This window comes from Halobellus ordinarius, assembly GCF_031823395.1.
GTDB lineage: Archaea > Halobacteriota > Halobacteria > Halobacteriales > Haloferacaceae > Haloquadratum > Haloquadratum ordinarius.
On the sequence record NZ_JAVQKJ010000017.1, the window covers coordinates 35,949 to 48,148 of the forward strand.

Genomic DNA, 12,200 nt, shown 5'->3' on the forward strand with positions numbered 1-12,200 from the left:
CCCTCCGGCGCGGTCAGCCGTCGGGGGCGATCAACCGTCGGGCGCGATCAGTTCGATCGGATGCGTCGACGGCCGGTCTAAGAGCGAATCGAGCTGTTCCAGACAGGAGGTCCCGGAGGCGACGACGGTCCGATCGCGGGCCACGTCGGAGCGGAACCCCTCGGCCAGATCCTCGCCGACGGCCACGCTCAGGTCGTAGTACTCGGATTTGTAGCCGAAGGAGCCGGCCATCCCGCAGCACTCGGCATCTGAGGTCACCACGTCGTAGCCCAGGCGGCCGAGTACTGCCTCAGTGTGGCGTTCCAGCCCGAGCGTGCGCTGCTGACAGTGGCTGTGATACGCGACTCTCTCAGCGCCACCGGCGCCGCCGCTCGACTTGGGCCCGGATAGCGCCGATAGCTCGCCATCGGCCTCGAGCAGGCCGTAGACGTACTCGATCACCTCGTAAGAGTTGTCGGCGAGGTGCTCGTAAGCCTCAGTCGGGAGGAGCCGCTCGTACTCACGCTGGAACATCGCCAGATCGGAGGGTTCGATCACGACCACGTCGCGGTCGGCGTCGAGGTACGGTTCCAGGTCCGCGAAGGCCTCCCTGGCCTTCGACTCGGCGGTGGCGACCATCCCCTGTGAGAGCGGCGCCCGCCCCGAGGCGCCGACGTCGGGGACCACGACGTCGACGTCCAGTGCCTCAAGCGCCCGGACGGCCGCTTTGCCGCGTTCCGTCTGGACGTGGTTCGTGTAGACGTCCGGATAGAGCACGACCCGCCGCACCGGATCGGCAACGGTCGAGTCGCGGGACCGAAACCACGCGCGGAAGGTCTCCCGCTCGAAGGTCGGGAGGTCCCGGCGGCGGTCGACGCCGACGAACCGTTCCATCGCCGCTCGGACGGGGCCCGCGTCGGCGAGCCAGTTCGAGACCGGTGCGGTCGCGCTGCCGAGTCGCGCGAGGGTCTCGAAGTTGCCGAACAGCCGCTTCTGGAGGTCGACGCCGCCGGGTTCGGCGTCAGGTGTGAGTCCCTCGACGAGCGGGTCGAAGGCGCTCGGATCCGCCCCGCGGTTGATCCGGTCGCGGACGACTGTGTTGATCCACGGGATATCGATCTTCACCGGACAGGCGTCGACACAGCGCGAGCAGCCCGTACAGAAGTCGTTGAACTCCCCAGCCGTGTCGAGACCCTCGATGCCGGCCTCCCAGCCGGTCGCGATGCCGCCGGAGTAGGTCTCCCCGCCGAAGGCGTGGCCGCCCACCTGCTGGAAGTTTGCGCAGACGTTCGAGCAGGCCGAACACCGGATGCAGTACAGCGTCTCGCGGAGGTCCTCGTCCTCGCGCATCGCCATCCGTCCGTTGTCGATCAACACGAGGTGGAACTCCCGGTCGTCGCTCCCGCCTTCGATCGGTGCCTCCCCGTCGTCGAAGTCGATCGTCGGCGAGTCGACCGGCGGCGTCAGGACCGAGATGTAGGAGGTGATGTCCTGCCCCGTACCTGACCGGCCGATGAGTTCGACGAACGGCTGGAGGTCCTCGACCGTCGGAATCACCTTCTCGACGCCGGCGACCGCGATATGCGTGTCCGTCGCAGCGATTGTCTTCCGCGCGTTGCCCTCGCTCGTGACGAGCGCCATCGTGCCGGTGTCGGCGGTGATGAAGTTCGCGCCCGTCATTCCCACGTCGGCGTCCTCGATCAGTTCGCCAAGTTGCTCCCGGGCGAAGGCTGTGAGTTCCTCCGCCGTCTGCGGGGGGTCCGCCGGATCGAACTCCGCCGCGAACAGGTCGGCGATCCCCTCCCGCGATTTGTGGATGGCGGGCGCGACGATGTGCGACGGCGCCTCGTCGGCCAGTTGCAGTACCCACTCGCCGAGATCCGTCTCGACGACGTCGAGGCCGTCTGCCGCCAGCGCCTCGTTGACCTCGATCTCCTCGGAGGTCATCGACTTCGACTTCACGACCCGCTCTGCGTCCTGTTCCGCGCAGACGTCGCGGATGTACCGGTTCGCGTCGGCCTCGTCGTCGGCAAGGTAGAGCGTGCCGCCGTTCGACTCGACGCTCTCGCGGAGTCGCTCGATCAGCGACGGCAGGCGGTCGATCGCGTCCTCCTTGATCTCCCGGGCGCGGTCTTTGAGGCCGCCGTAGTCGTCGAGCGATCCCACCGAGTCGTAGCGTCCCTGATTGAATCCCTGGGTGTTGCCCGCGATAGCCTCACCTTCGGTGGTCAGAAGCCGGCGAATCTCCGCCGCCTTCGCTTCCCGTGCCTTACTCATCGAGCATCACCACGTGGACGGTTTTCGGCCCGTGCGCCCCGCGGACGAGCGCCCCCATATCGGCGGTCGCGCTCGGACCCGTCGCGACGATCGCCGACCCCGTGGCGTCGTCGTCGCGGATCGTCTCCCCGAGCCACGTGAAGGCTTCCGGCATCCCCCTGACGACGTCCGAGCGGTCGAGAACGGCCACGTGCCGGTCGACGAAGAGACTGGCCGGTTCGGACCCCCTGTCAGTCATTGGCAACACGACGCTGCCGTAGTCGGCGATCCCGACCCCCGCGGCGGTGACTCCCGTCCGGGCCGCGCGCAGGTCCTCTGTCGTCGGATCCGTCTCGATCCACTCCGGGAGCGCGACGTCCCGATCCGACGGGGACGTGCCGATAGTCGGATCCGTGCATACGTCCCGAAGCGTCGCGTCGAGTCCGTCGCTGTCGGTGTACGTCCACTCGACGTCAAGCCGTTCGAGCGACTCCTCGAACGTTTCGATCGTTCCCCTACTCATACGGGGTAGTTCGGCCCTGTGGATATTGGTCTTTGGATACGCCCGTTCGGACCGCTCGACTCAGTCCGCGAACGGTCCGGTCGCCTCGTCGGCGCCGGACACCGTCCCGCGAGCCCGCCGTTTCGCGCGGATGGAGACGACGACCGCGTAGGTTTCGACAGCGAGGAACAGTCCCCACAGCAGGTAGCCGCCGGGGGCGCTCCCGACGACGACGCCCGTTGTCGCGAACCAGTCGATCCCCGCCTCCCCGAGCGTCCGCCCCACGAGCAGGATGCTGAAGTAGCCGTAGAAGCCGCTGGCCCACCACATCGCGACGACGCGGGGCCAGCCCGGCTGGAGGTGCTCCGGGAGCCGGTTCGTGTTCATCAAAAGCGTCAGCGTGATGTACGGCCACATAATGATTCCCGAGAGCGCGGCGCCGACGACGAGGAAGAAGAAGGGCTCCCGCCCCTCGAAGGGCGCCGAGAACACGAGGATGATGACGATCCCCCACAGGCAAAAGCCCGTCAGCAGCCGCCAGAAGATCGTCGAGAGGTCCCAGTCGGCCGCGCGGCCGTAGCCCTCGTAGATGGCGTCGGCGCTGTTGCGGACGAACGACTCGACGATGGCGTACTCGGTGGTGAAAAGCGCAACGAAGAGTACGACGATAACGAGCCCCCCGCCGATCGAACCGAGCTGGGGAGCGACGTCGACGAGCCACATCCGGATCGCGTCGGTCGATGCACCGGACGCATAGCGGGCGGCGACGGCCATGAGAAGCGTCGCGCCGACGAGGAGACCGACCACGAACGTCAGGAAGTGTTCCAACTGGACGACGCGCCACCAGCCGCGCCACCGCTTGAGATTCGTCTCAGAGGGCGGGAACGCAAAGCCGTTCTCGCGGATGGGTTCGGGGTCGTCGCCCCGCAGCGGATTCCGGACTCGCCCCTGGTAGTTCCCCATTCCGTACCCTTTCTCGCGCATCCACAGCGACTGCGAGAGGTTCAGATAGCCGCCCGCGCCCGCGAAGGCCAGCCCGCCGAGGAAGAGCGCGAGATCCAGTTCCGGCGGGAGTCGGCCGAACCCCGAGACGACGTCGCCGACGTTCGCCAGTTCCTGCCCGGCGCCCGCAACATACGCCAGTGCGATCGATCCGATGACGGCCACGAACAGGAGGCCGATCTGGAAGGCCTCGACGACGTTGTACATCACCGAAGAGAGCTGATAGGAGAGCCACACGAGCACCATCAGCCCGACGGCGACGAGTTTCCACGCCGGAAGTTCGATTCCCAGGGCCGACACCGGTCCCTGGAGGCCGAAGACCGTCGTCGCGATCTGGGCTGCGCCCGCGGCCCATCCCGGCCAGCCCAGGCTCAGGAGGCCGCCGAGCAAGAACACCCACGGCCAGCCGTTGTGGAGCCGCGCGAACGCCCGAAAGACGCTCTCGCCCGTCGCGAGCGTCCACCGCTGGAGTTCGGTGTTGACCACGAACTGTGTGGCCACACCGACCACGAACGCCCAGTAGACTGCCCAGCCGTACTGTGCGGTCAGCGACGGCCAGAAGAGCGTTTCACCGCTCCCCAGCGAAGCGCCGAGCATAATCGCCGAGGGGCCGACGACGTGGCTCACCTTCGGGACTCGCGGCAGGTCCGCAAGCCGGAACCGGCCACCCGTCCCCTCCTCCGGATACGACTCGTCGGACGGCGCACGATCCAGCGCGTCGTAATCGAGCGGCAGATACCAGGTCCCCCGGTACTGTTTGCCCTCGACGTCGGAGGCGTACACCTCGTCGCCACCGGTCGTCGACGGCCCGCGTGCGGCTGCCCCTTTGGGATCGTCCGGGGACGTACTGTCGACGACCTCGTCGGAATCACTGGGGGCGTCGTCTCCAGGATTCTCCGTGCCGGGTTTCCCAGCCTCCGCGGATCCTCCGGGCGATTCCTCCCCGGAACCGACGGAACTCCCCCACGTATCCACGCGGGAGTCGCTTCCGCTCTCTGCGTCCTGCGGGCGACGTTCCCCCTCGTCACCGTCGGATGGGTTCATCTCGATTGGATGGGCCGGATTCGGGTTTCACACCGACACGTCGGCACCGGGACGGCCCACGAGCGATACATACCGAGCGATGACGAGCGACCACAGATAAATCTACAGTATCGTCACGGACGGTTTGCGGCTCCCGGCAGCCAGCTACCCGCCGAGGAAATGCCAGATGTGCTCGCGTTCGTCCGGCGGATCGACGTCGGGGAGGTCCTTCAGCGCGGGCTGGATCGCGTTCCACCACGCTTCAGCCGAGCGGAATCCGGCCGGTTGTTCGCTGTATACGTCGCGCAGGAAGTCGGACTTCGTCGCCTCCGGATAGTCGGTGAGGTAGGCGTAGGCCGCCGACAGGGCTTCCCGGCGTGCGTCGAGTTGCGGGCCGCTCCCCGGCAGGTCCGCGTCCTCGATTGCGTCTCTGACCGCCGGACGGCGACCCGACTGCCCCGGCGACGTCGACTCGGGGGCCTCGTCCATCCCCTCTTCGGATTCCGGTGTGACGAGGGCCGATGGATCGAGGTCCTCGGGATCGATCGGAACCCACCAGACACGGCTCCGGGCGCCGACTTTTCTGGTTTCGAGGTCACCGCGCTCGACGAGCGCGCCGAGTTTGTTGTGGGCGGTCCGGCGCGAGCAGTCCATAGCCTCCATCACGTCGTTGGCGGTCAGCGGCCGCGCCATATCTTCCCGGTCGTGGAACGCTTCGAGCACCCGCTCCGGCGGAATCCGGTCGTCGTACTGCCCGCGGTCGTCCCGGGTCCGGTCGTGGGTCTCGCTCACGTGCGAGAGAGGAGTCGGATTCCTCATAAGCCTTTGCACACGAATACATCTCCTCTACATTCGAGTAAACTACCTTTACACACGAATAATAAGGTGGGGTCAGTCGGTTTCTCATCGGTCGTGAGTCAGATGAGACACCAGCACGGCTATATCGTTCAGAAACGGTGCGAAACCCTCGTTTCCCCCTCTATACTCGTGTGAAGAAGCCCCTCGTCGGTGACTCGATCCCGAGCAACAGGTCCACACAGTTCCCGGCGAACTATAAATGAACGATAAGTATATATAATGGTAGTCGATGGCGTGGGGGTATGGTGCGTCGAATCAGGCACGTATCTGGAATTGACCGTTCGAGACGTCGACAGCGGCCCCCGGAGGGTGACGGATAATGGCAGGGTTGGTCGACGTCGGGATCGCGTTGCTGCCGCTCGTCGTGATCGCGTATCTGATGGTGGGCCGCTTCTGGCCGGCGACACGCGCGATGCCCGTCGCGTGGGTCGTCGCCGTCGGCGCAGGCGTCATCGGGTGGGGAATGAACGCCCAGTGGATCGCGGCGGCGTCGATTGTCGGGTTCATCACCGCCTCGAACATCCTGTACATCGTCTTCGGGGCGATACTGCTCCTGTACACGCTCAAGCGGACGGGCGCGTTCGACGCGATCAACGACGGCTTCGCGTCGGTCAGTGAGGATCGTCGCGTCCAGGTCGTCCTGCTCGTGTTCCTGATGGGCTCGTTTATCGAGGGTGCCGCCGGATTCGGAACGCCGGCGGCCATCGTCGGGCCGCTGCTCGTCGGGCTCGGCTTCCCGCCGATGGCGGCCGTCGTCGTCGCGCTCACCGGGAACCTGATGGCGATCACGTTCGGCGCCGTCGGAACGCCGCTCATCATCGGGATGATCGACATCTTCGGCAGCGTCGATCGGATCGCGACCGAGGTCGTTGCACAGTCCGCCTACGCGGGCGCCGGCGATTCCCAGGCTGCCGTCGCTCAGTGGGTCGGTGACATCGCCGTGTGGGCGGCGTCGTATCACGTCATCGTCGGCATCATCCTCCCGCTGATCGGCGTGGCGATGATGACCCGCTTCTTCGGCGAGGAACGCTCGATCAGGCCCGCACTGGAAGTGCTGCCGCTGACGCTTTTCGCGTGGGCGGCCTTCTCGATCCCGTACTTCCTGACGGCGTATTTCCTAGGGCCGGAGTTCCCGGCGCTCATCGGGTCGATGGTCGGCCTGTTCGTGACGGTCGGCGCGCTGAACGCCGGCTTTTTCCACCCGGACGAAGACTGGGACTTCGAACCGCAGGAGGCGTGGCCCGATCACTGGGTCGGCGAGATTCAGCCCGGCGAGTCGACCTCGGGTGAGACTACGGTCGCGACAGACGGCGGGCAGACGCAGATGTCGCTGGTGCAGGCGTGGACGCCCTACGCGCTCGTTGCCGTGCTGCTCGTGGTCACGCGAGTCGTCGATCCGGTGAACAGTTTCGTCACGATGGACCTGTTCACGCTCCAGTGGGGCGACATCCTCGGGACGGGGCTGAGCGGGTCCTTCGAGATCCTGTATCTCCCCGGCGCCGTGTTCATCGCTGTTCACCTCGTCACGATTCCGCTGCACGGGATGGACCGCGAGGAGATCCTCGGCTCCTGGAGCGAGACGATCGAGAAGGTCACGCCGGCCGTGATCGCGCTGCTCTTCGCGGTCGCGACGGTGCAGATTATGCTCCAGTCGGGTGAGGCGACCGGCCAGGACAGTATGCTGATCCTCCTGTCGAACGAGATGGCCAACGCCGTCGGCGGCGCGTACCCGTTCTTCGCGGCGTACGTGGGCGCTTTCGGGGCCTTCCTCGCTGGCTCGAACACGGTTTCGGACATCCTGTTCGGAACGTTCCAGTACGGCGTCGGCGACAGCATCGGCACGCCGAAGACACTCCTGCTCGGTGCGCAGGCGGTCGGCGGCGCAATCGGGAACCTGATCGCGATCCACAACGTCGTCGCGGCGCTGGCGGTCGTCGGCCTCGTCGGCGAGGAGGGGCGGGTCATCCGGTTGGAACTGATCCCGCTCGTGTACTACGCGACGTTCACCGGCATCCTGACGATGCTCTTCAGCTACGTCCTCTTCCCGGGGGTGTTCTAAACTCCGCACCGGGTCTGCGACGACTTCCGCCGACAGCAACATAGTGACTGACTCCCACGGATGCGACTGTGGACCGACACCGACGGTAGCGATTGCGGGCAGACACCGACGGTAGCGATTGCGGACTCACACTCACGACAACGACTGCGGACTCACTCCGACGATGGCAACTGAACCTGACAAACCACGGCGGGCCGCGCGGGACGAACGGGCGAACTACGACTACGTGAACGAGGACGTCGAACGGCCCGGGCTCCTCGAAGACCTCGCGGCGCTCGTCGACGGTGACGTCCGCTTCGACACGTATACCCGACAGTTGTACGCCACCGACGCCTCGGCGTACGAGCAGACACCCATCGGCGTCGTGCTTCCGAAACACACAGACGACGTCGCCGCCGTGATGGAGTACTGCGCCGAGGAGGGGATTCCGGTGCTCCCGCGCGGCGGCGGCACGAGCCTCGCCGGCCAGACGGTCAACGAGGCTGTCGTGCTCGATCTCGCAAAGGAGATGACGGACGTCGTCGAGATCGACGTCGAGGGGGAGACGGCCCGCGCGCAGGCCGGTGTCAAACTCGGGGACCTCAACGCCGAACTCGAAGCGGACGGACTCAAATTCGCCCCGGACCCTGCGTGGGGGGATAAGTCGGTCCTCGGGGGCGCAATCGGAAATAACTCCACGGGCGCCCACTCCCTGCAGTACGGCAAGACCGACTACTACATCGAGGAGGCGGAGGTCGTCCTCGCGGACGGGACGGTGACGACCTTCGGCGAGGTCGACATCGAAAGGCTCCGTGAACGTGGCGAGGACGGCGACGACCTCGAAGCGGAGATCTACGCGACCGTCGCCCGGATCCTCGAGGAGGAGGCCGACGAGATCGCCGAGCGGTATCCGGACCTCAAGCGCAACGTCTCGGGGTACAACCTCGATATGCTCGTCGACGAACTGCGCGGGCAGCGCCGACTCCCGGACGATTCGGGGATCGATCCCGACAGCGAGCCCGGGTCGATCAACCTCGCGCGGCTGCTTGCGGGCTCCGAGGGCACGCTCGCGACCGTCACGGAGGCGACGGTCTCCCTCGAACCGATCCCGAACACGGCGGCAGTGGCGCTGCTCACGTACGACGACGTCATCGGGGCGATGGAGGACGTCGCGCCGATCCTCGAACACGACCCGGCCGCCGTCGAGGTGATGGACGACGTGCTCTTAGATCTCGCGCGGGACACCACCGAGTTCGCGGACGTGGTCGGACTGCTCCCCGACGGCACGGACGCGGTGCTCCTCGTGGAATTCTACGCTGACGACGACGCGGAGGGGCAACAGAAGGTGGCAGATCTCGTGGCCGACCGGGTACCGGACGGGGAGACTGAAGCCGATCCGAGCGAGGGCGCGGCGTCCCTGACCGAGAAGCCCCGTACCGCCGTCGGCGCGATGGAGGCCCACGACGCCGCCACGCGAGAGAAGTTCTGGAAGATGCGCAAGTCGGGGCTGCCGATCCTGTTGTCGCGGACGAGCGACGAGAAACACATCGCGTACATCGAGGACACTGCCATCCCGGCGGAGAACCTCCCGGCGTACGTGGCTGACTTCCAGGAGATACTCGCAGAACACGACACGTTCGCCTCCTACTACGCCCACGCCGGGCCGGGAGTGCTCCACATCCGGCCGCTGATCAACACGAAGACCGTCGACGGACTCGACACGTTCGAGTCCATTGCCGACGCGGTGACGGACCTCGTCGTCGAGTACGGCGGCTCGGTCTCCGGCGAGCACGGCGACGGCCGCGCGCGGACACAGTGGAACCGGAAGCTGTACGGCGACGATCTCTGGGAGACGTTCCGCGAACTCAAATCCGCCTTCGACCCGGACTGGCTCCTTAACCCCGGGAACATCTGCGGCGAGCACGATATGACGGAGCAGCTCCGGTTCGACCCCGACTACGAGTTCGACGCCGGATTCGAACCGGAACTGAACTGGGATATCGACAACGGTTTCGAGGGGATGGTGGAACTGTGTCACGGCTGTGGCGGCTGTCGCGGCCCGCAGGAGACGACCGGCGGCGTGATGTGTCCGACCTACCGCGCAGCCGAAGAGGAGATCCAGAGCACGCGCGGCCGTGCAAATATGCTCAGACAGGCGATGAGCGGCGACCTCGACGATGAGCCGTTCGACGACGAGTTCATCGAGGAGGTGCTGGATCTCTGTGTCGGCTGCAAGGGCTGTGCGAAGGACTGCCCGAGCGGCGTCGATATGGCGAAGCTGAAGGCCGAACTGACACACGAATACCACCAGCGGCACGGCTCCAGCGTCCGCGACAAGCTCTTCGCGAACTTCACGACGCTGGCGGCGATCGGTTCGCGGCTCGCACCCGTCTCGAACCTCGCCCAGCGAGTTCCCGGGAGCGGTCTGCTCCAGGAGAAGCTCCTGGGCATCGCACGCCAGCGATCGCTTCCGACGTTCCACCGCGAGACGTTCGTCGACTGGTTCACGCGACGCGGCGGCGCGGGCGTCGCTCGGGCGGATGCCGACCGCGAGGTCCTCCTGTTTCCCGACACGTACACGAACCACAACCATCCCGAGGCCGGCAAAGCCGCCGTCCGCGCGCTCGAAGCACTGAACGTCCACGTTCGGATCCCCGACGGCGTGGCCGGATCCGGGCGGCCGCCGCACTCGAAGGGATTCGTCGACAAGGCGCGCGAGGCGGCCCGGACGAACGTCGACGTCCTCGCACCGCTCGTTGCTGAGGGCTGGGACGTCGTCGTGGTCGAGCCCTCGGACGCGGTGATGTTTCAGCACGATTACCTTGATCTGCTGTCCGGCGACGACGTCGAGCGGGTAGCGGCGAACAGCTACGGGGTGCTGGAGTACGTCGATACCTTCCGGTTGTTGTCGGAAGCCGACGTGGAACCGACGCCCGACGCCACGCGACAGTCGCTGACGTACCACGGCCACTGTCACCAGAAATCGACGAAGAAAGACCACCACGCCGTCGGCGTGTTGCGGCGCGCGGGCTACGACGTCGACCCGCTCGACTCGACATGCTGTGGGATGGCCGGCAGTTTCGGCTACGAGGCCGAACACTACTCGATGTCGAAGGCCATCGCCGGCATCCTCTTCGATCAGATCGACGACAGCGACGGCGACGTACTGATCGCCCCCGGTGCCTCCTGTCGGTCACAGTTGGGTGACCGGGACGACGGCGACGAGCCACCCCATCCGGTCGAGTTGCTGGCTGCAGCCCTGACCTGAGCCGGACTATCGCTGCGTCCGCGAGGGATATCGACATTCGAGCCGGCGAACGGCCGGATCTGATCACGACCGACGGTGTGAGGATCTCGACCAACTCGGCTTTTTGATCGCCTCAAATCGTGAAAATAGAGTTACTCGTTGATGAATTATAAATAGTATGCTGTTGTACGAATAGATGCCGGGGTGCCTCTGACATCCGGCGCGTACCGCGTCGGCCTTGCCCGGACCGACGCGGTTCGTTGCAGTTCTACCGCTCGATCCGACGGAACGCATCGAGTACCCGCGAGCGGAGCGTCTCGATCTCGCCGCCGCCGACGAGATGGGTCGGACAGGCACAGTCCGAGGCCCCGAAGCCGTCCAGCGGTCGGTCTTCAGGGGGGTGTGGTCGGTCCGAAGCGTCGCTTTCGATCGGTATCGACCCCACCAGTTCCCGCAGTTCGGCCGCCAGCCGACATTCGGCGTCCGCGTGCGGCGCGGCCACGACAGCCTCCAGCGTCGTGCCCTGGTGGCCGCCGAAATAGTCGATGTGCCAGTGCGTGACGTCGTGGCTGCCCCCGGCGACACGCCGGTGGCGGTCGACGCGGCCCAGCCCGTTCGAGCCGAACGCGCTTCCGACGTAGGCGTACGCGCCGGGAGGGAACGTGGCTGTCCCCAGCGCCCCCACCGTGATCTCCGTAGCTGACGGGAGCGAGTAGACGAGAACGTAGGTGCCGGGCGGTGCCTCACCCGCGCCGATGTCGAGCGCATCGTTTCCGGCCTCGATCGCGGCCGGCGCGACGGTGACCGCCGATTCGCCCGCCTCCGCCGCCGAACCGCCCCGGCCACCGGTCACGCGAGCGCCTCCGGACGTTCCGCTGCGGCGTCGACGAGGCCGTCGAACAGTCCCGCAGCGTCGTCAGCGAGTGGGTAGATCTCGTGGTAGTCGTCGGGGTCGCGGCCGCGACCGCTCGCGAGGCCGACGACCTGGGCGATCCGATCGTAGTTCTCGCGGACGAGCGACCCGACGATTCCGGGTGTGCCCGCGCGATCGGCCAGTTCCTCCGCGGCGGAGCGGCCGGCGTAGACGCGGTTTCGACGGCGGTCGACGAGGAACATCGCGAAGGGCGTCTCGTCGAACTGGGCCCGCAGAAATTCTTGGGCGGCCTCGTCGTACCACGAGATGGCGCCGACGTCGTCGAGTTTTCCGAGCGCCCGCGCGGCGACCGAACAGTAGGGGCACTCGCCGTCGTAAATGAGGATTGCGTCGTAATCGTTCATACCGAAACCTTGGTCCT

General features: G+C 66.4%; 8 protein-coding genes. 2 read left to right on the plus strand and 6 right to left on the minus strand.

Features of this window, described 5'->3' with window-relative positions; genetic code table 11:
• Positions 1–30 precede the first annotated feature (30 nt).
• The 4 genes from RJT48_RS19675 to RJT48_RS19690 form a co-directional block, all read right to left on the minus strand.
• The gene (locus tag RJT48_RS19675; RefSeq protein ID WP_311174062.1) at positions 31–2,256 is read right to left on the minus strand and encodes an LUD domain-containing protein; all 2,226 of its coding nucleotides are present in this window, start codon (positions 2,254–2,256) and stop codon (positions 31–33) included.
• Positions 2,249–2,758 (minus strand): LUD domain-containing protein, encoded by a 510-nt coding sequence (locus RJT48_RS19680; protein WP_311174063.1) that lies wholly within the window; start codon positions 2,756–2,758, stop codon positions 2,249–2,251. The genes RJT48_RS19675 and RJT48_RS19680 overlap by 8 nt, the downstream gene beginning before the upstream one ends.
• Before the next feature lie 60 nt (positions 2,759–2,818).
• Positions 2,819–4,783 (minus strand): Nramp family divalent metal transporter, encoded by a 1,965-nt coding sequence (locus tag RJT48_RS19685; RefSeq protein ID WP_311174064.1) that lies wholly within the window; start codon positions 4,781–4,783, stop codon positions 2,819–2,821.
• A 144-nt stretch (positions 4,784–4,927) separates the two neighbouring features.
• Positions 4,928–5,554, minus strand: a complete 627-nt coding sequence (locus RJT48_RS19690) for a Fic family protein (protein WP_425604741.1) — start codon at positions 5,552–5,554, stop codon at positions 4,928–4,930.
• Between the two features lie 385 nt (positions 5,555–5,939).
• On the opposite strand from RJT48_RS19690, the gene RJT48_RS19695 reads away from it, so the two are divergent.
• A complete protein-coding gene (locus RJT48_RS19695) occupies positions 5,940–7,679 on the plus strand; it encodes an L-lactate permease (RefSeq protein WP_311174066.1) in 1,740 nt (579 codons plus the stop codon).
• A gap of 163 nt (positions 7,680–7,842) precedes the next feature.
• Positions 7,843–10,926 carry an FAD-binding and (Fe-S)-binding domain-containing protein gene (locus RJT48_RS19700; RefSeq protein ID WP_311174067.1) on the plus strand — a complete coding sequence of 1,028 codons (3,084 nt, stop codon included), beginning with the start codon at positions 7,843–7,845 and terminating at the stop codon, positions 10,924–10,926.
• A gap of 247 nt (positions 10,927–11,173) precedes the next feature.
• Here RJT48_RS19700 and RJT48_RS19705 read toward each other — a convergent pair whose 3' ends face one another.
• The gene (locus tag RJT48_RS19705) at positions 11,174–11,758 is read right to left on the minus strand and encodes a GIY-YIG nuclease family protein (RefSeq protein WP_311174068.1); all 585 of its coding nucleotides are present in this window, start codon (positions 11,756–11,758) and stop codon (positions 11,174–11,176) included.
• On the minus strand, positions 11,755–12,183 hold the full coding sequence (locus RJT48_RS19710) for a DCC1-like thiol-disulfide oxidoreductase family protein (RefSeq protein WP_311174069.1): 429 nt from the start codon (positions 12,181–12,183) through the stop codon (positions 11,755–11,757). The genes RJT48_RS19705 and RJT48_RS19710 overlap by 4 nt, the downstream gene beginning before the upstream one ends.
• Between the last annotated feature and the right edge of the window lie 17 nt (positions 12,184–12,200).

What these genes read in the sequence shown, in the direction of transcription:
- RJT48_RS19675 (WP_311174062.1), bottom strand. Translation starts at nt 2,256, where the DNA reads ATGAGTAAGGCACGGGAAGCGAAGGCGGCGGAGATTCGCCGGCTTCTG.
- RJT48_RS19680 (WP_311174063.1), bottom strand. Translation starts at nt 2,758, where the DNA reads ATGAGTAGGGGAACGATCGAAACGTTCGAGGAGTCGCTCGAACGGCTT.
- RJT48_RS19685 (WP_311174064.1), bottom strand. Translation starts at nt 4,783, where the DNA reads ATGAACCCATCCGACGGTGACGAGGGGGAACGTCGCCCGCAGGACGCA.
- RJT48_RS19695 (WP_311174066.1), top strand. Translation starts at nt 5,940, where the DNA reads ATGGCAGGGTTGGTCGACGTCGGGATCGCGTTGCTGCCGCTCGTCGTG.
- RJT48_RS19700 (WP_311174067.1), top strand. Translation starts at nt 7,843, where the DNA reads ATGGCAACTGAACCTGACAAACCACGGCGGGCCGCGCGGGACGAACGG.
- RJT48_RS19710 (WP_311174069.1), bottom strand. Translation starts at nt 12,183, where the DNA reads ATGAACGATTACGACGCAATCCTCATTTACGACGGCGAGTGCCCCTAC.